We start from the raw sequence: 23,709 nt of genomic DNA on the forward strand, positions 1-23,709 counted from the left end.
TAATCAGTAGCCGCCGTATCCGAACGGTGAACCGCATACATTGCAGCAATTTCCGTGATGGTGGCCCGGGAACGGCTGCCAGGAAGGCTGAGGCCAGTAAGGCCAGGCTGCAGCCTGAACGGCGTACGGTACAGTTGGTCCCTGACCTCCACTGCATCCGCAAGTCGACTCTGCCTGGTACATATGCTCTGGCATCTGGTGCATTTGCGGCATTTGTGGCATCTGTGGAATCTGAAGGTCATCCATCATCGGGGATTCGTGGTCGTGACGGTCACCCAAGTACGTATCCAGCGATGACGAAACGGACGTCGATTCACCCATCTTCCAGCCTCTGTCCGTTGATTCATGCTCTGCCGGCATGGCGTATTCCGGCATTCCTTCCGCGATCGGCAATGTATAGCCGGGTGCTGAAGGCATCTGAGGCATCGGCGGATACGGTTGGGCCTGAGGATATGATTCCACCGGCATTTGAGGATACGGCTGCATCATTTGCGGATAATGATGGGTCGGCATATGGCCATGACCGCACATTGGACAGCACATATCAAACACCGGCATGTAACAGAACGGCATCGGCATCATCATCGGCATGGCCGCCTCCTTCTCGGGTGGACATGGTTCCTGCTTCGGCGGCGCCGGCATTTCCATTTCCGGCATGACCGGAGGCGGAGCCATCGGAGATTCCTCGATCGGCATTGGAGGCGGTGTTGGCAATGGCTGAGGCATTGGCGGAGCCGGTTTTGGCGGCGCAGGCTTTGGTGCTGGTTTTGGCGCAGGTTTTGGCGCAGGCTTCGGCGGTGCAGGCTTTGGAGGGGCCGGTTTTGGCGGTGCCGGTTTCTCCATTGGAGGCGGCGGAGGCGGAACCGGTGTGAGTTCCGGTGATTCCATTTCCGGCTTTTCCCTCACCGGTTTTTTCGGACGGCCGTCCTTGTACGGATGTTCAGCCGGCGGCTGGCCCTTGCCTTTCTTCGCATGATCCGGCAGGAAAATCTTCATCCCCGGTACGATGTAGTCCGGATTTGCCAGATGAGCATTAAGCCGTTTAACTTCTTCAAAGGGAACCCCGTACTGCCTGGAGATTTTCCAGAGGGTATCCCCCTTCTGCACTATGTGCACGTGCATTGCTTCTCCCCCTTCCATCGGTATAGCGTATGAACCCGCACTGGGCGATGACACTGAAACTTTGACAGACCCCGAGGACGTCTTCACAATAAGTTATGAGAAAACGAACAGCAGTTATGACGGGAAGGAGTCGAAGCCCATGGAAAAGTTGAAGGGGGACGAGCGGAGGGAACAGATCCTCAGAAATCTGAAAGAAAGCGGCAGTCCCACCAAGGGAGCGGAACTCGCAAAAATGTTCGGGGTGAGCCGCCAGGTCATCGTGGGAGATATCAACTTGCTGAAGGCCCACGGAGAATCCATCATGGCGACGAGTTCGGGATACGTGCATCTTGGCGGTGAAGCGCCTGAACGGCGGGACGGACTGTCCCGTAAAATCGCCTGCACCCATGCCCCGGACCGGACGGAAGAAGAACTCAATCTGATTGTCGATGCGGGCGCTTCTGTCCGTGACGTCACGGTGGAACATCCGGTATACGGAGAGCTCAATGCAGCCATCATGGTCAATAACCGGCATGACGTGAGGGAATTCCTCGCACGGTTAAATGAAACGGGGTCACCGCTCCTGCTTGAGTTGACCGGAGGCCCCCACCTCCACACCATCACCGCAGACAGCGAGGAAATCCTCAACCGAGCGGAAGAGGCATTGAGGGAGCATGGGTTTTTGACCGACGAAGCATGATCGGGATTGCGGAAAATCACCGTGTTTTTGAACAGCGGTTTCGGACTATCGATGTCGCTTCGTGATATCCTGCGGAGTTTCGTAATCACCCTCAGACACATCAAAAAAACCGGCATCGCGCTTAATTTTCGCGCGGTGCCGGTTTGATTTCATAGGATTTATAGGTGCCAAGCGGCTTGACGACACAGCCGAGAGCGGCCAATTCCTCCAGCGCGCCCTTCATCATCGGATCATCGCCGCCTGCATCCACATCGACGATGAAAAAGTAGTCGCCGAGACCCGTCTTCATCGGGCGGGATTCGATCTTGGTCAGGTTCAGCCGCCTCCAGGCAAATACCGACAGCACCTGGTGAAGCGCGCCGGAGCGGTTGTCCTTCGGCAGGTTGATCATCAGCGTGGATTTAATCTTATCCCCGCAGCCCGGCTTGCCGATCTCCCCTTCCCGCTTCGACAAAACGACGAAACGGGTCCGGTTAAAGTGGAAGTCGTTGATGCTGTCCTGGACGATTTTCAGCCCGTACTTTTCCGCCGCGAACCGGTTTCCGATGGCGGCAATCGGCAGTTCAGGGTTTTCCGCAGCATATCTGGCCGCCCCGGATGTAGAAGTCGCCTGGATCAGCGGAACACCGCGGAACCGGTAATGCAGGAACTTATGGCACTGGGCCAGCGCCTGCGGGTGGGAATGGATCGACTCCACCTCTTCCCAGCTGTCTGCGCGGTCTGGGTGGACCATCAGATGCTGGTCGATCGGCTGCAGGATTTCAGCCGCGATGAAAAGCTCCACTTCATGATACAGGTAGTCGACCGTCAGGGAGACGGCGCCCTCCAATGCGTTTTCAATCGGGACCACCGCATAGTCCGCCCGGTCTTCCGAAACTGCTTCAATCGCTTCCGGAATGGTCGTATACGGCAGGAGCCAGTCCCCATGGAACAGGCCGTCGGCCGCCAGATGCGTGAACGACGCCTCCGGTCCGAGATAGGCTACCCGTGTCACCATTTCTTCCAATATGTTCTCCCCCTCAATAAGCGCCCGAGCTGACCACATCTGCCGATTCAATGAACGGCAACCGCTTCAGCGCCTGCAAAAACGTGTTCAGTTCCATCGTCATCGACGTTACATCCAGCGACAGCGTCACGTTGGCACGGCCCTGGATAGGAATCGTCTGATGGATCGTCAACACATTGCATTGGGCTCCCGCAACGGTGCGAAGCAGTTCCGCAAGTGCGCCTTCGCGGTCTTCCAGCTGCATGAAGATGGTCAGGATCCGCTCCTGTACAACGGAGTGGAACGGGAAGACAGTATCGCGGTACTTATAGAACGCACTCCGCGACAGTCCGACCCGCTTCACCGCATCCCAGATCGTGGATTCCTCGCCGTTCTGCAGCAGGCGCTTCGCTTCGAGCGTTTTCTGCATCGATTCCGTCAGGACGTCCTCCCTGACGAGATAATAGTTTTCATCCGAAACATCTTTCACTGTTTCAGCCCTCTTTTCTCTGCCCGCCGGCATGCCGGCAGGCCCCCTTGACGGGCAGGTCTCATTCTACGAATTCGAATTCGTAATCCATGATGCGGACGGTATCCCCATTTTCCACACCGCGCTCGCGCAGCGCATCATCGATGCCCATGCCGCGGAGCTGGCGTCCGAATCTGCGGACCGATTCCTCATGAGAGAAGTTGGTCATCTTGAACAGGCGTTCGATCGCCGGTCCCCCGACTGTATAAGCACCGTCATCATCACGGCCGATGATGAACTCGTCTTTTTTCTCCGCCTCGAACTTGTACAGGACGTGGCGCGATTCCTCCACTTCCTCAGGATCGTAAAGCGGGAATTCCGGAGTATGATCAAGCAGATCCGCGACGGCATAAAGGAGGTCAGACAATCCTTGGCGGGTGATTGCCGAAATCGGATACACTTTCACATCCGCCGGAATCTGCTCCTTGAATTCCGCCAGGTTCATTTCCGCCTCAGGCATGTCCATCTTGTTGGCCACGACGATCTGCGGACGCTCCATCAGGCGGAGGTTGTACTGTTCCAGCTCTTCATTGATCGTCACATAGTCCTCATACGGGTCGCGGCCTTCCATGCCGGACATATCGATGACATGGACGATGACGCGCGTCCGTTCGATATGGCGCAGGAACTGATGGCCGAGCCCGACACCTTCATGGGCGCCCTCGATCAGTCCGGGAAGGTCCGCCATGACGAAACTGCGCCCTTCACCGACATCCACGACACCGAGGTTCGGGACGATCGTCGTGAAATGATAATCGCCGATCTTCGGCTTGGCCGCGGAAACGATCGAGAGAAGCGTCGACTTGCCGACACTCGGGAAACCTACCAGACCGACATCGGCCAGAACTTTGAGCTCGAGGACGACCTCGAGCTCATAGCCCGGCTCGCCCTTTTCCGAAATTTCCGGTGCCGGGTTCGCCGGTGTGGCAAACCGGATATTGCCGCGTCCGCCGCGTCCGCCTTTGGCGATGACCGCCCGCTGGCCATGGTCGGTCAGGTCCGCGATGATTGTGCCCGTAACGGCATCCGTGACCGTTGTGCCCGGCGGGACCTTGACGATCATATCCTTCGCGTTTTTGCCGTGCATGCTCTTGCTCATCCCGTGCTCTCCGCGCTGGGCCTTAAAGTGTTTCTGATAACGGAAATCCATCAGCGTGCGCAGGCCTTCGTCCACCTCAAAGATGACGTCAGCCCCTTTGCCGCCGTCGCCACCCGCGGGACCGCCGTCCGGCACATATTTTTCCCGGCGGAACGCGACCATTCCATTGCCGCCGTCCCCGCCTTTTACATAGACCTTTACGTGATCGACAAACATCACCGATCCACCTTCCTTCCAGCTACAGTCATATTCAGCTTTCCATCTTCCTCTGAATGATGGAATGTAAACCTTGCTTCCGGTGCCGCTTCCGGCAACCCTTCCTTCAGGTCATGCGGACCGGCCAGTGTGAACGTGGCCGACCACCCGGCGGAATCCGTCTGAACCCGGATGTGGGCTTCGTACTCCGCATAAGGGCTGAGTCCGTCCTGCAATATGGCGAACAGCTCTTCCAGGAACGCTTCCGTTTCCTGGTCGGCTTCGATGTCGCCCGGGACTTCCGCGGAAACCTCCAGCGACACTTGGTACTCCGGGAAGCGCCAGGCGAACGTCTGCAGCCACACCGAAGTGCGCGGCATGCCGATCGAGCTGAGTGCGGATTCTTGCCGCGCACGCCCGACCGCATCTTCGATCGCCTGCCGCACGCCATCCTCCATGCCAAGATCCAACTGCATGCGGATCAGGTGAAGAGTATTCATATGATCGTGCCTCGAGTATTTCAGCAGTTCCTGTGCAGACAGCCGTTCTTCCATCCCGGTCACTTCCCGTCATTTTAAAATCGTGTTCACCCCGTACGTACAGTATACCACTACAGGACAGGCCTGTTTCAATGCAGGCGGCTAAAAATTCGTTCCCTTCCTGCACAAAAGAAAAAAGCGGGCCGCATGATAATCATGCAGCCCGCCGCCATCCATGAGCTTATTGAGCAGCCGGATAGACGCTAACTTTTTTCTTGTCGCGGCCGAGACGCTCGAAGCGTACGACGCCGTCAACCTTTGCGAACAGCGTATCATCGCCGCCGCGGCCAACGTTTTCACCAGGGTGGATTTTCGTCCCGCGCTGGCGGTACAGAATGGAGCCGCCGGTTACGAATTGGCCGTCCGCGCGCTTCGCACCAAGGCGTTTCGCTTCGGAGTCACGGCCGTTCTTCGTGGAACCTACCCCTTTCTTCGACGCGAAGAATTGGAGATCCAAACGTAGCATATAGTCCACCTCCTATCGGTTGATAGTCACTTTGATATGTTCACCATAGTCCCGCTCAATGGTCTGCAATGAAACGATCATGGACTTCAGGATCAGCTGGACAGACTCGTCTTCGGGATCCGGGACCCTGACGGACAAATATCCGCCGTCGTCGCCAAGCTCCACTTCAGGTTCCGTTTCCGTCAGTGCGTACACTGAGTTCACGGCACCGAACGATACGGCCGAAGCCGCAGCGCAGACAAGATCCTTCCCGTGCTCCGCAAAGTCCGCATGGCCGGTCATCTCGAATGAGATAATGCGGCCATCTGATGTTTCATCCACAATTACCCGGATCACGGCTTACAGGTTGATGCCGTCGATGACGACTTTCGTGTAAGGCTGACGGTGACCCTGCTTCTTGCGGTAGTTTTTACGGCGCTTGTATTTGAAGACAACGATTTTCTTGCCGCGGCCGTGCTTGGCGATTTTACCTGTAACGGTAGCGCCTTCCACGAATGGAGCTCCGACTTTTACGTCATCTCCGCCGACGAACAGTACTTTATCGAATGTGATCGTCTCGTCGACGTCACCTGCGAGCTTTTCGATGTAGATCTCCTGGCCCGCTTCAACTTTAACCTGCTTGCCGCCTGTTTCAATGATTGCGTACATGCTTGCACCTCCTCTTAGACTAAGACTCGCCCTCCAAGGTGACCAATTGGTGCTTAAGACCTTGTCGGCGCGGTTGTAGTAGCACGGGTGCGCTACAAACCAACATGAAAATACTATCACAGACGGGACTGCCGGTCAACTGCCGGCTTCGGGAAAGTTCCGGAATAGACTCTCTCAAGAATCCGCTCATATTTTCTGTAACGCCAGTGAAGAATATTCTGGAGCAGGAGGAACAGGGCCAGAAACAGATAAGGCGCGGACTGCGGCAGGTAAAGCGCCAAAAAAATTGCTGTTGCAGCCGAGAGCGCTATGGACATAAGGATGAATGCGATTTTTTGTTCCGGAAAGAAAACAAGCGCCGCCCGCCCGCCATCCAGCGGCAAAAGCGGCATCAGATTCATTCCGAGAAGGGCCAGCTGGGTGGAGATCAGCAGGTCACGCCCCGGCATCTGGATCGACAGTGCGATGATCAGAAGCAGTAAAGTGGCCGCCGGACCGCCCGCGATGATCAGGAGCCTGTCCTTTTCCGGAAGACGGGAAAAACGGGGAATCACGATTTCCCCGCCATACGGCATGATGACGCATTGCCTCACGGGAGCGCCCGTCCATTTTGCGGCCAGCAGGTGGCCGGCCTCATGGAAAAGGAGCGAGCCGAGGACGATGGCATAGAATGAGACATTTCCGCCTGCGATGATGGCGAGCAGGAACGGGATCATGACCGGATGCATCCGGTACTTCATTTTCCCCGGGCTCCGGCTGTCATTCCCCCGTCCCCCTCAGTGCAGCCAGCCAGTTTTTCACACCTTCCGCATCCATCATCCCGCCGTCACGCTCCACGCCGAGGAACATCGCCCCCGTCTCCAGCTCGGCGATCGGCTCGCCCTCTCCGACCGTCGTATACGGCAGGGTAAGGAATTTTCCGATGAACCCATACGTCACCGTGTCCCCGTCGTCATACTGAACCGTCACCGTCTTCCCCGTCTGGCGCGTATGCCCCGTATAGATAACCAGCCCGTCCCCCTTCGCCGTCACCGGTATGGTCGCATTATACGACAGCACCACGCCTTCACGGAACGGCTGCAGTGACGAAAACTCCGCCATCGCCGGCGTCGTCCCGTCCGCGATGACCGGAACCGTCGTCTCCGGACGGCCCTGATCCACAAACGACATCACCCACTTTTTCAGGACAGTCAGCTCCTCGCCCGACCGCACCAGATGCGTGATCTGCGTCTTCATCACCTGATGCTCCTCCAGCTTCGCCACCCCGAACAGCACCACTGTCACGAGCAGCGCCGCCACCCACTTCTCCCTCCACCTCATCAGCACCACACCCCTGCAAAATGTTTTCTCTATCATATGTAGAAGGGGGCGGGGTGATGATAAATTGTTGAGAGATTTGGAGAGTGCAGTTGGGGCGGCGGCGTGTGGCAGGTAGCGCGTCCTTGTGGCAAGTTATGGTGCCATGTGGCAAGTTGCGGGGCTCTTGTTTCAACTCGGGATGCCATATTGCAAGTGGCTGGCCCTTGTTTCAACTTGGAATGCCATATTGCAAGTGGCTGGCCCTTATTTCAACTTGGAATGCCATATTGCAAGTGGCTGGCCCTTGTTTCAATTTCAGTGGCCTTGTTGCAAGTAGCTGGCTGTTATTTTAGCTTTGACAGCTTTTCTGCCTGTTTCACACCAGGATTACTTTCGGTAAAGCAGGTGATTGATGAAGCTTTATAATAATGAGGGATCAGAATTAATACGGTATCGTTTATTTCTCTTATTCTCATTTATAGTGGGATATTTCTCCTGCAATAGGCGGATCGCAAGGTAGAGATTGGGTAGTTGTATAAAGTTCATTAATTGCTTGCTGGTGATCTCCTCTCCAAACATCAATCGATATTCCTGTAGCGTGGCAAGATGGGCATCGGTTGATGTTACTTTGCAATCCATGCAAAGCCACTTTCCGTACCCACGCTCCATGCCAATTCTGAAGCAGCCGGGACATCTCACGCCCGCTTCAACATCAACACCTGTAAGATTATACCATTTAAAATGCTGATCTTGCTTTTCCCGCGACAGAAGTTTGAGCGTATCATCAACGTAATGCAGGTCCGATCTTCTTAAGATTGCTCGATTCTCCTTCTCCAGTTTCTCAATGTGCCCCGGCAGTCTGTCTACCGGGAAGATTGGCAGGCTTACGGGGCCCTGGACAACCAGCCCATTGTAGCTGGCGAGCACGATGGCTCCGTGGGCTCGGACGGGCAAATCAATTGATGCGAGGAAGCGCTCCGTTGCTATAACGGCACGGTTTAGCTGGTCTTCAGGGTTCCGCATGCCCTCCCGGACACCATTTTTCACACGGTAAAATTGTCCGGTTTCTTCGTCAAAGTGGAGTTCGCCCGTCATGTTTTTAATCTCAAGGACGAGAAGAAACGCCGGATGCAACACAAGCGTGTCCACCTGCACCTGCTTTCCGCCGGATGGAATCATGACATCCTTCAAAACTAGCGGCTTCTCCTTCATCCTCAACTCTTCAAGATAAAAATCCGCCTTTTTCTCCCCTGCAAATCCGGCAAGCCGCATGTCGAGATCACTTTTGGTCCGAGAGTAGGAACGGTGTCCCGGCGATACTCTCGATTCCAGCACCGCCAGTGCGGCCAGCCGCTCCGGCACACTGCGCTTCCCCATCACCTTTCCTCCTTTCCATTATAAAAACCCCCATCCGCACGCCTGAACAGGCATGTGATGGGGGTCACATTGTCGAATTACATTATTTCTTCCCGATTTCCCGGGAAACGATTATTTCGAGAAAAGAGACTTCAGTTTGCCGAAGAAGCCTTTTTTCTGCTCGTTCATAGACATGAGCGGGACCGATTCGCCGAGGATGCGGCGGGCAATGTTGCGGTAGCCCGTGGCGGCGCGGTTCGCCGGGTTCAGGACGACCGGTTCGCCTTTATTGGATGAAGAAATGACGTTTTCATCATCCATGACGATGCCGAGAAGATCGATCGACAGGTGCGTCGTGATCTCGTTGACGTCGAGCGCCTCGCCGGAGTCCATAAGGTGGCGCTTGATCCGGTTGATGATGAGCTTCGGCGGTTCGATGTTTTCTTCCTGCTCGAGAAGGCCGATGATCCGGTCGGCGTCGCGCACCGCGGAAATTTCAGGTGTCGTGACGACGATTGCGCGGTCGGCACCGGCAACGGCGTTCTGGTAGCCCTGCTCGATTCCGGCCGGGCAGTCAATCAGGATATAGTCATATTCGCGCTTCAGCTCTGTGACAAGCTCTTTCATCTGCTCAGGCGATACGGCCAATTTATCCGCTGTCTGTGCAGCCGGAAGCAGGAACAGCCGGTCTTCAAAGCGCTTGTCCTTCACGAGCGCCTGCCCGACACGGCAACGCCCTTCCACCACATCGACGAGATCGTAGATGATCCGGTTTTCAAGGCCGAGCACGACGTCCAGATTCCGGAGGCCGATGTCCGTGTCAATCAGGCAGACTTTCTTGCCTTGAAGGGCCAATGCAGTTCCCAGGTTGGCGGTCGTCGTCGTTTTGCCGACGCCCCCCTTCCCAGATGTTACAACGATGGCTTCTCCCACATTAGCTTCCTCCCTTGAATGTAGATAGGTTCGGCCTCAGGATGCGGAGCTCCTGAAGTCGGTCGATGGCGATGAAACCGTTCCGGTGGATGTAGGCACATTCCATTTCCGGGCGTTCGGACAGAACCGTCAGTTCGTCCGTCATCGTCTCCACTTTATCGGCGATCATCAGATGCGTCGCTTCCAGCCAGGAAGCTGCGATGACCGCGTCATGATTGCCTCCGGCACCGGCATGGGCGATGCCCTTGAGCCGGCCGAGGACAAAGATGTTCCCGTTCGCGATGGCCTTCCCGTTCGGGTTGACGTCACCGATGATGACGAGGTCGCCCTCCGCCTTCAGGACCTGTCCGGAGCGCACAATCCCGACATACGTCTCAGACTGGCTTTCCCGGATGAGGCGGTTGCACTCCTCCACACGGATGACATCACTCTGCACTTTCGTTACTCGGAGATGGGGAGATTTCTGGACACAGTTGATGAGTTCCTTCACCTGCTCATCGGTACAGAACCGGTTGCCGAGGTGGAGCTGGATCTCCGTCGTCCCCTCAAGCGCCTCATCCCGGACTTTCTGCTCCAGTTCCGAAATCAGTTCGGAATAGGCGCATTGGTCGTCAAGGCGCAACACGAGGCCCGACTTCGTTCCTTTTATCATGACAAGCTGTTTTTTAGTCACTTGCGTCACCCCAATTCTCCTCCATGCTTACAACATTCTTTCCCTTTTCTGGATGCTCCGCCGGTTGGCAAGCGATTTGAACACCCAGCCCAGCAAAACAAGGAACACCGAGTTGGCGATCATCGTCGGCACGAGGCGGGTCGGAATGAATTCGTTGAACGGCATCCCGATAAATCCGATCAGTGTGAAAAATCCGTACAGCGCAGTTTCGAGCACAGCCACCAGAAGCAGCGTGATGACCGTGACGACGATGATGTGCTGGTGGATATGCTTCACTGCCCAGATTGCCAGCAGGCAGACGACCGGGTACAGGAAGGCGTATAGTCCAATAATATCAATGTGAAATAAATCGTACAAGAGTCCGAAAATGATTGCGTACACGAGGGCACGCTGCCGGCTGTAATAGACACCGACAAAAATCAGGAACATGATCAGAAAACGCGGAATGAGGAAGCGGAGCTCCCCGCCGATCTCAATCGGGGAAAACAGCCCGAACACCGGCTCCACATAGAACAAAACGACGGCGACGAGCGGAATGAGGAGCCGGATCATGAGCCGTTCCCTTCTTCCCCGCCATCCGCCGTTTTATCCATGGCCTCTCCCGTGTTGCCGGCATCTGATCCGTCGACCGCAGTCGATGTCCGCTTGGCGACGATCACATGTTCCAGCAACGAAAAATCGGCGGCCGGCTTGATGTGCGCCTGCTTCGTCAGACCAAAGTCATCCGTCGTCACTTCGGTGATTTCCCCGATTAATAGTCCTTTCGGGAAAATGCCGCCGAGGCCGGACGAAACGACCTTCTGGCCTTCCTTGATCTCGAAGGCGGAGTCGATCCTCCGGAGGATCAGTTCCCCCCGCTCGGTGTCATACCCTTCAATCAGCCCGAACGCCTCCGTCTCACCCGTGACGAGCGCGGATACCCGGTAGTCCGGATCCTGTGTTGCGAGCAGCTGAACAGTTGATGTAAAAGGTGTCGTGAGAATGACTTTGCCGATCAGTCCTTGGGCCGTCATGACCGCCATATTTTTCTGGATGCCATGGGACTCGCCCCGATCGATGACGATCTTTTCTTCCCACTGATCCGGGTTCCTTGCGAGGACCGTTGCCTGGATTGGCTCATAGTCCCTGAGGTCATCCTCTTTGCCGACAATGTCCTTGAGCCGCTGGTTTTCGTTGCGTACATCGCTGAGCTCCGCCTGGACGGCCGCGTATTCAACGAGCCGTGCCCGCAGGCGCTGATTCTCCTCATAGGTGTTCAGGAGTGAATCCACATCATCGACCAGGCCCGTTATGTAATGCGCCGGCTTCGAGAACAGTTGCTGTCCGAAGCCGACGACATCTTTTACGATCTGCTCGGGCACGTTCGCCTGGTCGCGGTCCCTGAGCGAGAAGAAGATCAGGGCGACCAGCACGATGACACCGACGAGAAGGAGGATCAGCCGTTTGTTTGAGAAAAACTGCGGCATGGTGCCTTCACTCCCGTATTATCTGGCTTGCTGTTTCTTGATGACATCGAAGTTGTCCAGCGCCTTGCCGGTGCCGATTGCCACGCAGTCAAGCGGGTCTTCTGCGATGGATACAGGCATGTTCGTTTCTTCCGCAATGACTTTGTCGAGGTTGCTGAGCAATGCGCCGCCGCCCGTGAGCACGATGCCGCGCTCCATGACGTCCGCCGCCAGCTCAGGCGGTGTGTGCTCGAGGGTCTTTTTCACGCCATCGATGATTGCAGTGATGGATTCCTTGAGCGCTTCCGCGATTTCTTCCGAAGAGATTTCGATCGTTTTCGGAAGGCCCGTAAGCAGGTCGCGTCCGCGTATCTCCATCTTTTCCGGCTTTTCGGTGACATTGGCGGAGCCGATCTCGATCTTGATCTGTTCCGCGGTACGGTCGCCGATCGTCAGGTTGTAGGTTTTGCGGATATACGAGATGATCGCCTGATCCATTGCGTCGCCGCCGACACGGATCGATTCGCTTGTGACGATGCCTCCGAGCGAGATAACTGCCACTTCCGTTGTCCCGCCACCAATATCGACGACCATGCTGCCGGTAGGTTCCCATACCGGGAGGCTTGCGCCGATCGCTGCCGCAAACGGCTCTTCGATGGTGAAGGCGTCTTTGGCGCCTGCCTGGCGGGATGCGTCGATGACGGCGCGCTGTTCGACCGATGTGATGCCGTATGGCACGCAGATCATGACGTTCGGCTTTTTCCATGTGCCGCCGGATGCTTTTTGTGCTTCGCGCAGGTAATACTGGATCATGGCCGTTGTTGTGTCAAAGTCCGCGATGACGCCGTCTTTCATCGGACGTGTCGCAATGATCGAGCCCGGTGTCCGGCCGATCATATTCTTCGCATCATTCCCGACTGCGACGATTTCTCCGGTCTTTACATTCTTCGCGACGACGGACGGTTCGCGGAGAACAATTCCCTTGCCTTTGATGAAAACTAATGTATTTGCTGTGCCGAGGTCTATCCCGACATCTTTTGATCCGAATCCAAACACGCTATTAATCTCCCTTTCTGCGCGGCCGTTAGTGTTGCCGGTTTGAAATCATACACATCATTATAACGGATTCCGCGAGAAAGTGACAATCTTATATGAAGCTATATCGTGTAATAGATTAAAGTAAGTATTTTCTTGCTATGGCGGATAGAGTGTGGGTTGATTTTCGCTGCTGGCGGACGCTTACCGCGGGCGTTGCCTTAGCCGGCGCCAGTACGTAGACTGGCGTCTGTGCGCATAAGCAAAGCGTTGCGCAACATCTGGGGTCTTCGGCTAACGCTTTTCCGCAGGTGTCTCGGGCCTTTCGCTGCAATCAACCATAACAGAGAGACACTCGCCCCTACCGTTCATTTAAATAAAGTCCCCTTCTTTGAGACTGAGGAATTTGTGGTCGCCGATGATGATGTGGTCGAGGAGGTCGATGCCGACGATTTTGCCGGCTTCGGAGAGGCGTTTGGTGACTTCGATGTCTTCCGGGCTCGGGGACGGGTTGCCGCTCGGGTGGTTGTGGGCACAGATGATGGATGCCGCGGAGCGTTTGACTGCTTCCCTGAAAACTTCCCTCGGATGGACGATCGAGGAGTTGAGGCTTCCTATAAAGATGGTCCGGCTGTGGAGCACCTCGTTTTTCACGTTCAGGAACAGGACGACAAAGTGCTCCTGATTCAGATTCGACATGTCGGGCATCAGGTAAGTGGCGGCGTCTTCCGGTGATCGGATGACATAGCGTTCCGTCGACTGCTTGCGGGTCAGGCGTTTGCCGAGTTCCACAGCCGCGAGCAGCTGCACCGCCTTTGCCTCGCCGATTCCTTTGACCGATGTCATCTCCTCAAGTGTCGCGTGCTGCATGTCCTGGATCCGGTCAAAAAAAGCCAGCACCCGGTTGGACAGCTGGAGGACCGATTCTGAGCGTGTGCCGGTCCGGAGCAAAATCGCGATCAGCTCCTGATTGGACAGGCTTTCCGCTCCCTGACGGATGAGCCGCTCCCTCGGCCGGTCGGCGATATGGAGCTCGCTGATTTTCGGAACGTACAGGTCCGTCGTCAAGGCTCGTCCCCCTCTCCCGAGATCACATCCATGTCATGAAGCACCTTGAAGACATCCGCGATCGGAAGCCCGACCACCGCGTGGTAATCCCCCCGGATCTCCTTCACAAACAATGCGCCGCCGGACTGGATACCGTATGCGCCGGCCTTGTCCATCGGATCGCCGGAGTCGACATACCGGTCGATTACCCAGTCCGGGACACTCCGGAACTCGACGTCCGTTGTGACAGAAAAGGTGCGTTCCTGCTCACCGTGCGCCACACACACCCCTGTCGAGACAGAATGCACCGAGCCGCAGAGCGATTCGAGAATCGCCTTCGCATCCTCCCTGTCAGCCGGCTTCCCGTATACCATCCCTCCCTGGTGCACGACAGTGTCGGCACCGATCACGACAGATTCCGGCTCATTTGCCGCCACGTCCCGTGCCTTCAGCCCGGCGAGCCGCTCTGCATATGCCGCCGGCATCTCCCCCTGCCGGATCGGCGGTTCTTCCACCTGCGGCTTCCGAACGATGAACGGGATTCCCGCCACCCCCATCAGCTCTGTTCTCCTCGGTGATCCGGATGCGAGGATCACCTGCCGGTTCGTTATGAATTCCATGTGCCATTCCCCCTAATCGGTTTGTTTTCATCATAGCCGAGCCGGGGGAATTAGAGAAATCCTCACTTTTCAAAAACGGATATGGAATATGGCTTAAAATTCGATTTTAAGACACTCCGCCGCTTCGGCATAATGGCTGACCAGATGGAGCCTCATCACCGCCGGATCGTCGGTAATCCCTTGTACGGCACCGACATTCTTTTTCCAGGCGTCAGGAAGGGCATCGTCTTTTGTCTCATCCCCAAAATTGAAATTTGCCGCTTTCTGCCCGGCCAGCAAAACTGGCAGTTTTCCGCTCGTCTCCGCAGGACATGCCGCCGCATCGACGGTGAACGGCTTGACGAACGTATCCTTTACGACAGACGCCCTCGCATCAGAATCCGTCAGATGGATCGACGACCAGAGATAGAACTTGTCCGCCACACGGACGATCGCGGCCTTATCCAGCTGGGCCTGCCCGGACAAAAATCCGGTTGCCGCATCATAGCTCGAGAACATTCCGTGCTGGATCGCGAAGAACATCGTTTTCCGGTTGCCCGTCGCCTCATCCCCTTCCCCTTTCTTTTCCTCAGCCGGTTCCGTCCCGGCGGGCACCGTTTCTCCGGACTCGGCCGGTTCTGCACCCTCCGATTTTTTGTCATCCGACATGACGATGAAACCGAACAGCAGCACGCCTCCGATCCCCATCAGGAAGCCGTGCAGCATAGCCATTGCAATCGCCCCGCGCGAATACTTTTTCCGTAACCGCATGACACCACCCCTTTTATAAGGAACGATACCAGCCGGACGATGAAAAAGGACAAGACGGCTGTCGTCTTGTCCACAGAATTTATCGGGTTAAACAAACAGGTTCAGATACCAGCCGACAATGTCGTTCCCGTAAAGATAGGCGACAGTTGCACCAAATGCGATCGAAGGCCCGAACGGCACCGGCGTGCGCCTCCCCTTGCCCTGTCTCTTTAGGATGATGAACCCCGAAACCGCACCGACAAGTGCTGCAATGAACAATGAAAGAAATGAATTCGTCAGCCCGAGCACTAGCCCGATTACGACATACAGCTTGATGTCGCCCCCGCCCATGCCGCCTTTTGATACGATGGCGATAAACAACAGAAGTGCGGGCAAAATCAGCGCTGCGGCCGGGCCGTCCCACCAAGGATCTGTCGGAAGCGCGATCCGTAGCAACAGAATCGGGATGCCGAGCGCAAGAAGAATCTTGTCGGGGATGAGCATATAGGCGATATCTGACACCGTGATGATGACGAGAAGCGACAGGAACAGCAGCGACACAAGCAGTTCACCGGTAAAACCGAACCGGAGATAAGCGAGCGCGAAGGCGATTCCCGTCAGTAGCTCCATCACCGGATAAACCCAGTGGATTTTTGAACCGCACCCGCGGCACTTGCCCTTCAGGAACACAAACGAGAAAAACGGCACAAGGTCGGCCGCCGTCAGCCGCCGCCCGCAGGACGGGCAGTGGGACGGCGGCCGGACGATCGACTGCTTTTCCGGAACCCGGAGGCCGACCACATTATAGAACGACCCGAACACGAGGCCGTAGATGAAAAACATCAGCGCCCAAAGCCAGTCCACAGTCAGTCCTCCTGTTCCGTATCGTCATCAAACGGGAATGGATCATCTTTCAGAGACGGCGCCGGAGCCGGTACGGTCGGCGTCTCGCCTTCAAGCGTGGTGAGATCGGGCCGGTAAAATGAGGAGAACGTGATCTCCATCGCGATCGGCTCGTCTTCCTGGGCCTCTTCGGTACGCTCCGGCGGGCCGGAGAATGTGACCGAATTGGTGACCGTGATCCGCTCCAGCCGCTCGACTTCCTCGATGAACGTAAGGATGCCGCCATAGTCCGGTGAAAGGATCTGCACCGTCGTCAACAGCTCGCTGACACTCGCGACACCCTCCGGCGGATTTTCGATGACCATTTCCCCGGTTGAGAACGCCACATTCTGGATTTCCGTACCGGACACCACTTCTGCCTTGCCGACCTGAAGCAGGACGACTTCTTCAGCAGGGCTCACTGGTACACGGCGCTGGAGCGGCAGGGTGCTTGCCGGCTCGCTTTCGGTTTCGCCCGCGGCCTGCTGCTGGAGCGAGGACAGCACCTGGCGCTCGGTCTGCAGCGTCTGCTGAGCCTGCAGCCTGGTTTCCCTCGCCGGCTGAAACAGCAGGAAGTACGAGTACAGAACGAGTGCGATCAGGAACAGCGCCGATAGGACGACGAGGATCGTCTCTTTCCGGTTCATGTTGAATCGGTTCACTGTCCGTCGCCCCCTTCTGTTTGGCCGTCTTCGGCAGGCGTACCATCATCTGCAGGAGTGTCGGCGCGGTCCGGCTGAACATCTTCCGGTGAAGTTCCGGCATTTGAATCGGGACTGCCGTCTGTTCCTCCGCCTTCGTTCTGGCCTTCACCGGTTTGGCCGGAGCCGTCCTGTTCCACATTCACATCGATGTCATTATCAACGTTGACATCGGTATCGGTGCCGTCTTCTGCCGCCTCGCCCTCACTCGCGTCCGCCGGCTCCTCAGCCGTCCCTTCCGCAGGTACACGCGGGTCGACGAATTCAATGGTGTAGGCGGCAATATAGCGTGGCACGACAACGCCGTCCGTTTCCACCGGATTTCCTTCTTCATCGGTTTCCTCTTCCAGAGGCGCGGCGCTGACATCGTTCAGGATTGCACTCTCGACCGGCGTCGCCGCCTTCAGCCTCGCCAGATAGTAGGCGGCCTGCTCGTACCGGTCAAACTGGACGGACAGGTCGGCCGTATGAGGCCCGGTATATGTATAGTCCACGAAAAATCCGCGGGCGGGCAGCAACGAAACGAGATGCCTGAGAAGCGGAGCCGTCGGAAACTGGTAGCTTTCCGCCCATCCGATTGTCAGCTCAAGCTGCTCGCGGTCCGCCATCGTCTCCGTTCCCTGCATGCGCGAGCGGATCTCCGCCCCCGCAAGGCGCATCTCCTGCGTCCGGACATCCAGCCGCTCCGCCTCATCCGCATTCCGGTTCGCCATAATAAAGAACGTCAGCCATAACAGCATCGCCGAAATCAGGATGACGAGCGAGAGGATAAGGGCTTTTGATCGTTCCCTGTCCCGTTCGGGAAGTAAGTTAATATCAACGAGCAAGCGCTACACCTCTTTCAATGCCAGTCCGATCACCCGGTCAAACCGGTCCGGGACTTCTCGGCCGGCCGCGTCTTCAATCCGATCTTTCCGGATGCATCCGGCTTCCAGGCGCATCTGGTCCCGGAACATCCGGGACAGTTCTTCGGTCATGCTGCAGTCGCCTGAGATGAGAAGGCAATCGACTGTCTCGTTGCCGTCCATCATGTTGTATGTATAGAAATTGATGAGTTTGGAAATTTCCCGGAAAGCGGCTTCCGCCGTCCAGCCATCCTCATCCATGTCAACCGACCGCATAAACAGTGGCTGATGCCGGTGGAAAGTCGACACCGTCAGATCATTACCGCGGAAATCCGCGATCAGCACATTGCGGTGTGTTTCCAGGTCATGCTGCTGATAAGCAAGTCGATAAAGCGCAAGCGGTGCAATGTCACATTCGACAGGCTTCAGCTTCGCTTCGTCAAGCGCCCGCTCATACTGACGTACAATCTCTTCTTTCGACGCAATGATGATCGATTCCTTCTCCTCTTTTTCGCTGTCGAACGGAACCACATCAAACAACGGATCATCAAACGGCAAATACAAAGAAGAGCCGATCTCAATGAAGAAGTAGCCTTTCAGCTCATCTTCAGGGACATCGGCCGGGGTTTCCACTTTTCGGATGATGACAAACTGATCAGGAGCGAGGAAACGGACGCGCTTGCGCCGCAGCCCCCAATCCTTCACTGCCCCCTCCACCGCCTCTTCCAACGCATTCGGATCGTTTACCTTACCTTCGGAGATGATGCCTTCCGGGAGCGGACGTTCCTCTGCTCGCTCGATGATGAGCGGGTCGGTGGAGCGGAGCTCGGTGTAGCGAAGGGCGTCTTCTTCTATGGTGATTGAGGTAATGCGTTGTTTGCGGCGGAATGGGTTTTTGGGCATTTTGTCAGCTCCTATATTTGTCTTTTATAAATTACGATTTTGCAGTTTATTAATCACCTTCTACTTCTTCGACAGTAGCCGTAATATCTGCAATTGTATCTTGGCTTCCGCTTTGATCATCAGCGTTTATGGATTCGATTGTCGCATTTGTGAAAGTCACTGTTTTATCACCCGAATATGTTGCAGTTGCACCTCATCTCCAATCGGATCCGGTGACACTGCCTCTTCGACTGTCTCCGGAACAAAGTCAACCTCCGGTGTATCCAGGTCGGTCAGAACTTCAAGTTCACCGTCTTCTATTTCGGTACCAACTGAATGATCCATTTGAAGATCTTCGGGCGGGTGCTCGATATCCGCCATGCCGGGGAGGACAATTTCACGGTAGCCCTCCGGCTCGATCATGTCAGAGTCCTCCGCCAGGATGCCGGCCCGGACGTCTTCAGGAGCGACGGCGATCTCATCGTCATCAGTGGCAAGCCGCTCATCTTCCAGCCGGATCGGCTCGGACAGCTCATCCGGTACGCCTTCGGTGACCGTCTCGCCCGGCAGCCGGTTGGCGATCAGCACCGCCGCGGCAAACGACAGGCCAATCATCGCGAGTGCGGAATAATAGAACGCAAAATGGTTCTGGATATAAATGCCGGCAAGCGCAATCACGAACCCCGCCGCCGCCATGATGACCATCGCTTTTCCCGCCTTTCCCCGGGTCATCAGATAGTAGAGGACAGGAAAAATGATGATAGCGGCAACCAGAAGGAAAATGTAATCCAGCATGTCGGGCCTCCTTTCAATTTAATAGTCCACCCTTACTTCGACTACGGCATTATCAGTTCCGACAGCGGGGAGATCACCCGTGAATTCAATCAGATTTATGGGCGACCCTGTACAATGTTCAACAAACTCTTCCAATGTCCCATTGAACCTTGCACCGCCAGGAAACGTCTTTCCTTGAGATGAGAAATAAACGAGCTCACCAGAACTTCCGCCTGTATTCCTGTATTATAGTTGCCGTCAATAGTGGAGAGACCGTCCAGATTCAAGCAGACCTTACCATCACTGTCGGTTTTAAAGTTCTTATCGAAATCAAATGTTCCCGTTCCATCCCGATTCCCCATGACCAGTATATAGCCATCAATATTATTGAGATTACCTTCCGAAGTAATGGAGCCTACGATAAAATTGGCGTCTGAGTTGTTGGCGTTTTTCTCGAAATCCAACGTTCCTTCCTGGACAAGGGTGAAGTTTTGCAGCTTGTTCAGGTTTTGCTCCATGACCGACACATCCTCTTCGGACGTTCCGGCATAGATGGTCATTCCGTGCAGGTTTTGAGTGCAGTTTTTATCTCGGCAGACTGCTGTTCCAAAATCCTCAACCAATACGTTCAGTTTCGGCAGCAGGGTGCCGGAAGAATCCGCCGCAATCAGTTCTCCAAAAGTGGATGTTCCCAAATTGCAATTATAAGGGGGAGTCAGAGAAGACAGCGGCAGGCATTTCTGGTGTGCGATCGGCCGTGCGAACAGCACTTCGTAAATATCCCGTTTTATAAAATCATCTTCATCTTCCGGATCATCATCATTGATAAAGTGGATAAAGTCAGGAACGCTGATCAGGACAGTGGTCCTTAGTTCTTCCTGCCGTTCGTCAGCTTCACCGGCAATGGTCAATTCCAGTTTTATTTCGTCAGGCGTGTCACCGGGCTGAGGGATGTATCTGTTTAGGTAAAATCGGACCTCGCTTCCATCCGGTTGGAATGTCTTTGTAGAAGCAGGATCTCCGGGAGTTGGTGATTCGGGGTAAAGCATTTGTATTTCTTCTCGATAGCGGCTGTCCGATTCAGAGATGATTGAACGGATATAAGCATCAAACTCCTCCTGATTTGAGCATTGGACACTGCCATAGGAACCCCCATTTTCCAGGCACATATCCAGCTGTCCGATCATGGGTTCGATGACATCATTTCGGACTTTGATAAACGCATCGCTGATTTGTTCGTCGATATGAAGGGTGAAATACTGCACACCCATTTCAGCAGCCGCGACGGCCTGATTTCCTGACTCCACTGTTAGTTCCTGCCGCGAGTGATTCATGGATGTCGCCATGAAAGTGGCGGCAAACGCCAGGAGGAGTGTGATAATTAATAGGACGATGATGAGCGTATAGCCTTGTTCGTTCCGAAGCTTATTCACCTCAGTTCACCTTCCTTAAAACGGCTGAGCGTCAGATCTTGTTCAAGATTCGAGTTACCCGAACGCAGTTTCACGTTCAGCCTCACATTTTCTGTGAGCGGGTCAATTACGCCCGCTAAGCCGCAACCGCCATCTGTCTGATATCGGCAAGCCTCGGTCTGGACTCGTTCCGATAGAATGAGTGTTGTGCCATTTTCATCATTCGTACAGGCACCATCACGGGCATCCCCTTCACGTCGGTAAACCTTGGACACAAGTCTACCGTTCTCCGCAACTAAGGTATAGCAGTCGCCGATCCGATGATTTTCAACAAGCCTGACTGTGAGTAAGTTCATTTCCTGCTGCAAGTCGAGTTGCTTTGTTTCATGTGACTGATATCTCGTTCCAATTGAAAAGATAGTCATGATAATTACGATTAGCATGCCTGCGAGTGCGAGAGCCGCAATCAGCTCAACAAGCGTCATACCTCTTTGATTTCTAATATTCTTCATGATGAACCACTTTCCGGCATCGGAATTCTTAAGTAACCGTAGGTTTCGGAAACTCTCCTTTGGGGATTGCCTTCGCTGACCTGAAGATGAACTTTATGAAGATGCACGTTTCCAATTTCCTCATCCGGATCTGCAGGGTAAATACTGGCTTCAATGAAATAACCCCCGGGAATCTGATAGGTTAGCATGATCACACCACCGGTACCGGATATGGTGTTCAAATTGGATGCTTGTGTGTTCAGATCACCGAATGCATCAATTGCACTCGGATCGAATCGCGCAGGCTCAAGCTGCCTGAGGAGTGCCATTTCGTTTCTGGCAATATTCATCGCATCCAACTTCACTTCCGTCCGTTCATTGAACAACGTCATTTGTGGGAATATCGCCATGATCCCGATGAAAACAATGCCGATGATGACGAGGGTGGCGAGGATTTCAACAAGGGTCAGGCCCTGTTGATTGTTCTTGATTGCCCGTGTGTTCATCCTCCACCCTCCCAAACTCTATCAATCTACTTTCATTATCCTGCATTCGACAGTGGTTGTCATTTTCCTTTTCCCCAGTGTCGGAGTTTCGACACAACAAAAGACCGGTTTCCCGGTCTTGTCATCCCTGGTATACGCCGACTTTGTTTCTGCCGGATTGTTTTCCGCCGACATAAAGTGCCCGATCGGCATTTCTCAGAAGGTCCATCGGCTCGTCCGTGTCTTCCGGTACATTGGCGACACCGAAACTTGCGGTGATACCGACTAACTCCTTTTTCCGCTCCGTACCGAGGTCCGGCCGGATCTCAAATACCGAGTCCTCAATGTATTTGCGGAGCCGTTCCGCGAAGGCCACGGCTTCTTCCTTCCACCACCCCGGAAGCAGGATGACGAATTCTTCTCCTCCGAACCTGGCGACTTCTCCCTTTCCATGGGTTTCTTTTTCAAGGATGGCTGCAAGACTGACGAGTATGTCATTGCCGCTTTGGTGGCCATATGTATCGTTCAGCCGCTTGAAGTGGTCGATGTCCAGAATGATGAGGGAAAGCCGGCTGAGAACGCCGCCGTTCACGTTGCGCACCCGCCTGTCGAGTTCTCGTTCGAACCATCTGTAGTTGTGCAGCCCGGTCAGCGGACAGCGCTCGCTGTGCGACGCGGCGTTCTCGACATATCTCGCCTTTTCCAGCGATACGGTGAAGTGGGTGCAGAGAAGATCGAAAATCTGGACATCTTCCCGGGTGAACAGGTGGCGCCTGTAAGCTCCTGTCACTACATATCCTGAAAGCTCTTCTTCGTTCAGAAGAGGGGCGATCATCACACTTTCGATCCCCTCAGGCATACTGAATGGAAGCTCCTTTTTCCATTCCCGGACAGTACCATAGACAGAAGGCCTGATCCAGCCAAAGCCGTTCCTGCTCTTGTCGTCAAAAATAAGGTGTCGTGGATTTTTCGTCAGCTGATCCGATTCCCAGGCGTTTGTAGCGAGAAGCCGGCCTTCGGACGATTCGATCAGGTAGACCACATCCGCTCCCTGCGTCTGACGGATCCTGTGGATGAAAAGACGGATCAGCTCCTCGCTGTTGAGCCTTCCTGCGAGTTCATAGCCAGTTTTCGAAGCGGACTCGAGTCTCCGGTTCACTCCTTCGCTCGTGTTGTACCGGCCTGCGAACACGAGAGCGATAAAGAACGGGATCAGGATCGGAATCAGACCTGTTGGGCCGAATGTCCGCTCCATGAAATAGGCGGCGACCCCGAACGGGAAAATGACAAGAAGGGATGCTCCGTCCCAGAGGGTCTCCCTCGAACGAAAGTGGTAGGGCCTGCCAAACCATTTCGAATCAGCATAGAGGCAAAAATGATTGGCCGCGAGATAGGCGACCGTGTAAAGCAGCCCATAGCCGATCACATGCGAAACAGACGAACTGCCGGTCATCCCTCCCGCCAGAAAGAAAACACTCGCCGCAAAGACGGAAGAGACGAAGAAAATCAGAGAATTGATGACGAACCGGTGGACCGGCGGCAGGGCCGACCTGGAGAACAGGACGGAAGCGAGCACGACCAGCTGTGAAGCCAGCACCTCCGCGCCGGCGCCGAATCTCAGAAAGATGGCAATCAGCAGCCACTGCTGGAACGATACTGAGATGTTTCTGAATTCCAGCGGAAAAAGCCCGGTGGCGATTGCCGCGCCCGCCATGATGGCATACGCGAGCCAATCATCGATACCATCGCCAAGCTGCCAGAGCATGGCCATCCCCCCGGGCACGATCACCAGCCAGGCCAACGGCAGTGAAACCCGCTCCCCCTTCCCGATTTGCATT

At 55.1% G+C, this 23,709-nt stretch carries 29 protein-coding genes and 1 other annotated feature; of the genes, 1 reads left to right on the plus strand and 28 read right to left on the minus strand.

What is annotated here, in order from left to right:
* Nucleotides 1-3: 3 nt before the first annotated feature.
* Nucleotides 4-1,122, minus strand: a complete 1,119-nt coding sequence (locus AC6CHQ_RS04135; protein ID WP_285858592.1) for a LysM peptidoglycan-binding domain-containing protein — start codon at nt 1,120-1,122, stop codon at nt 4-6.
* A 139-nt stretch (nt 1,123-1,261) separates the two neighbouring features.
* Here AC6CHQ_RS04135 and AC6CHQ_RS04140 point away from each other — a divergent pair, with 139 nt between their 5' ends.
* Nucleotides 1,262-1,801, plus strand: coding sequence for a transcription repressor NadR (locus tag AC6CHQ_RS04140; RefSeq protein WP_251238569.1), 540 nt, complete (start codon nt 1,262-1,264; stop codon nt 1,799-1,801).
* A gap of 121 nt (nt 1,802-1,922) precedes the next feature.
* On the opposite strand, the gene pheA is transcribed toward AC6CHQ_RS04140, so the two are convergent.
* From pheA to AC6CHQ_RS04275, 27 genes are all read right to left on the minus strand, one after another.
* Nucleotides 1,923-2,798 carry a prephenate dehydratase gene (gene pheA / locus AC6CHQ_RS04145; protein ID WP_498080975.1) on the minus strand — a complete coding sequence of 292 codons (876 nt, stop codon included), beginning with the start codon at nt 2,796-2,798 and terminating at the stop codon, nt 1,923-1,925.
* 22 nt (nt 2,799-2,820) lie between these two features.
* Nucleotides 2,821-3,276 (minus strand): transcriptional regulator ThrR, encoded by a 456-nt coding sequence (gene thrR, locus AC6CHQ_RS04150; RefSeq protein ID WP_498080976.1) that lies wholly within the window; start codon nt 3,274-3,276, stop codon nt 2,821-2,823.
* 61 nt (nt 3,277-3,337) lie between these two features.
* Nucleotides 3,338-4,630, minus strand: coding sequence for a GTPase ObgE (gene obgE, locus AC6CHQ_RS04155; RefSeq protein ID WP_498080935.1), 1,293 nt, complete (start codon nt 4,628-4,630; stop codon nt 3,338-3,340).
* A complete protein-coding gene (locus AC6CHQ_RS04160; RefSeq protein ID WP_498080936.1) occupies nt 4,630-5,163 on the minus strand; it encodes a Spo0B domain-containing protein in 534 nt (177 codons plus the stop codon). The genes obgE and AC6CHQ_RS04160 overlap by 1 nt, the downstream gene beginning before the upstream one ends.
* 166 nt (nt 5,164-5,329) lie before the next feature.
* Complete coding sequence (rpmA, locus tag AC6CHQ_RS04165; RefSeq protein ID WP_092051364.1) at nt 5,330-5,614, minus strand: 50S ribosomal protein L27; 285 nt, start codon at nt 5,612-5,614, stop codon at nt 5,330-5,332.
* Nucleotides 5,615-5,626: 12 nt separating this feature from the next.
* Nucleotides 5,627-5,950 (minus strand): ribosomal-processing cysteine protease Prp, encoded by a 324-nt coding sequence (locus AC6CHQ_RS04170; RefSeq protein WP_092051366.1) that lies wholly within the window; start codon nt 5,948-5,950, stop codon nt 5,627-5,629.
* 3 nt (nt 5,951-5,953) lie between these two features.
* Nucleotides 5,954-6,262 carry a 50S ribosomal protein L21 gene (gene rplU / locus AC6CHQ_RS04175; RefSeq protein WP_008299799.1) on the minus strand — a complete coding sequence of 103 codons (309 nt, stop codon included), beginning with the start codon at nt 6,260-6,262 and terminating at the stop codon, nt 5,954-5,956.
* A 12-nt stretch (nt 6,263-6,274) separates the two neighbouring features.
* Nucleotides 6,275-6,347 (minus strand) — a sequence feature (ribosomal protein L21 leader region).
* Between the two features lie 31 nt (nt 6,348-6,378).
* Complete coding sequence (locus tag AC6CHQ_RS04180) at nt 6,379-7,002, minus strand: site-2 protease family protein (protein WP_498080937.1); 624 nt, start codon at nt 7,000-7,002, stop codon at nt 6,379-6,381.
* Nucleotides 7,003-7,021: 19 nt separating this feature from the next.
* A complete protein-coding gene (locus AC6CHQ_RS04185) occupies nt 7,022-7,582 on the minus strand; it encodes a peptidoglycan DD-metalloendopeptidase family protein (RefSeq protein WP_498080938.1) in 561 nt (186 codons plus the stop codon).
* A gap of 399 nt (nt 7,583-7,981) precedes the next feature.
* Nucleotides 7,982-8,938 (minus strand): nuclease-related domain-containing protein, encoded by a 957-nt coding sequence (locus tag AC6CHQ_RS04190; RefSeq protein WP_498080939.1) that lies wholly within the window; start codon nt 8,936-8,938, stop codon nt 7,982-7,984.
* A 111-nt stretch (nt 8,939-9,049) separates the two neighbouring features.
* Nucleotides 9,050-9,850: a septum site-determining protein MinD gene (minD, locus tag AC6CHQ_RS04195; protein ID WP_251238564.1), complete on the minus strand. Its 801-nt coding sequence runs from the start codon at nt 9,848-9,850 to the stop codon at nt 9,050-9,052.
* Nucleotide 9,851: 1 nt separating this feature from the next.
* Nucleotides 9,852-10,523, minus strand: coding sequence for a septum site-determining protein MinC (minC, locus tag AC6CHQ_RS04200; RefSeq protein ID WP_092052164.1), 672 nt, complete (start codon nt 10,521-10,523; stop codon nt 9,852-9,854).
* Nucleotides 10,524-10,550: 27 nt separating this feature from the next.
* The gene (gene mreD, locus AC6CHQ_RS04205) at nt 10,551-11,075 is read right to left on the minus strand and encodes a rod shape-determining protein MreD (RefSeq protein WP_092051376.1); all 525 of its coding nucleotides are present in this window, start codon (nt 11,073-11,075) and stop codon (nt 10,551-10,553) included.
* The gene (mreC, locus tag AC6CHQ_RS04210) at nt 11,072-11,989 is read right to left on the minus strand and encodes a rod shape-determining protein MreC (RefSeq protein WP_251238563.1); all 918 of its coding nucleotides are present in this window, start codon (nt 11,987-11,989) and stop codon (nt 11,072-11,074) included. Before mreC ends, mreD begins: the two co-directional genes overlap by 4 nt.
* Before the next feature lie 18 nt (nt 11,990-12,007).
* Complete coding sequence (locus tag AC6CHQ_RS04215; RefSeq protein ID WP_498080940.1) at nt 12,008-13,024, minus strand: rod shape-determining protein; 1,017 nt, start codon at nt 13,022-13,024, stop codon at nt 12,008-12,010.
* Nucleotides 13,025-13,375: 351 nt separating this feature from the next.
* Nucleotides 13,376-14,071 (minus strand): RadC family protein, encoded by a 696-nt coding sequence (gene radC / locus AC6CHQ_RS04220; RefSeq protein ID WP_498080941.1) that lies wholly within the window; start codon nt 14,069-14,071, stop codon nt 13,376-13,378.
* Nucleotides 14,068-14,670, minus strand: coding sequence for a Maf family protein (locus AC6CHQ_RS04225; protein WP_498080942.1), 603 nt, complete (start codon nt 14,668-14,670; stop codon nt 14,068-14,070). Before AC6CHQ_RS04225 ends, radC begins: the two co-directional genes overlap by 4 nt.
* 93 nt (nt 14,671-14,763) lie before the next feature.
* Nucleotides 14,764-15,420, minus strand: a complete 657-nt coding sequence (locus AC6CHQ_RS04230) for a hypothetical protein (RefSeq protein ID WP_498080943.1) — start codon at nt 15,418-15,420, stop codon at nt 14,764-14,766.
* 87 nt (nt 15,421-15,507) lie between these two features.
* Nucleotides 15,508-16,263 carry a prepilin peptidase gene (locus tag AC6CHQ_RS04235; RefSeq protein WP_498080944.1) on the minus strand — a complete coding sequence of 252 codons (756 nt, stop codon included), beginning with the start codon at nt 16,261-16,263 and terminating at the stop codon, nt 15,508-15,510.
* A 2-nt stretch (nt 16,264-16,265) separates the two neighbouring features.
* Entirely contained in the window at nt 16,266-16,943 is a 678-nt protein-coding gene (locus tag AC6CHQ_RS04240; protein ID WP_498080945.1) for a pilus assembly protein PilO, read from the minus strand.
* A complete protein-coding gene (locus tag AC6CHQ_RS04245; protein ID WP_251238557.1) occupies nt 16,940-17,809 on the minus strand; it encodes an ICP22 family protein in 870 nt (289 codons plus the stop codon). Before AC6CHQ_RS04245 ends, AC6CHQ_RS04240 begins: the two co-directional genes overlap by 4 nt.
* A gap of 3 nt (nt 17,810-17,812) precedes the next feature.
* The gene (gene pilM / locus AC6CHQ_RS04250) at nt 17,813-18,730 is read right to left on the minus strand and encodes a type IV pilus biogenesis protein PilM (RefSeq protein ID WP_498080946.1); all 918 of its coding nucleotides are present in this window, start codon (nt 18,728-18,730) and stop codon (nt 17,813-17,815) included.
* 156 nt (nt 18,731-18,886) lie between these two features.
* On the minus strand, nt 18,887-19,504 hold the full coding sequence (locus AC6CHQ_RS04255; protein WP_498080947.1) for a hypothetical protein: 618 nt from the start codon (nt 19,502-19,504) through the stop codon (nt 18,887-18,889).
* A 95-nt stretch (nt 19,505-19,599) separates the two neighbouring features.
* Nucleotides 19,600-20,790, minus strand: coding sequence for a hypothetical protein (locus AC6CHQ_RS04260; protein WP_498080948.1), 1,191 nt, complete (start codon nt 20,788-20,790; stop codon nt 19,600-19,602).
* 122 nt (nt 20,791-20,912) lie between these two features.
* Nucleotides 20,913-21,407 carry a PilW family protein gene (locus AC6CHQ_RS04265; RefSeq protein WP_498080949.1) on the minus strand — a complete coding sequence of 165 codons (495 nt, stop codon included), beginning with the start codon at nt 21,405-21,407 and terminating at the stop codon, nt 20,913-20,915.
* Nucleotides 21,404-21,892 (minus strand): prepilin-type N-terminal cleavage/methylation domain-containing protein, encoded by a 489-nt coding sequence (locus AC6CHQ_RS04270; RefSeq protein WP_498080950.1) that lies wholly within the window; start codon nt 21,890-21,892, stop codon nt 21,404-21,406. The genes AC6CHQ_RS04265 and AC6CHQ_RS04270 overlap by 4 nt, the downstream gene beginning before the upstream one ends.
* 121 nt (nt 21,893-22,013) lie before the next feature.
* Complete coding sequence (locus AC6CHQ_RS04275; RefSeq protein WP_498080951.1) at nt 22,014-23,708, minus strand: GGDEF domain-containing protein; 1,695 nt, start codon at nt 23,706-23,708, stop codon at nt 22,014-22,016.
* Nucleotide 23,709 lies beyond the last annotated feature (1 nt).

The organism is Bhargavaea sp. GQ12 (assembly GCF_059758705.1).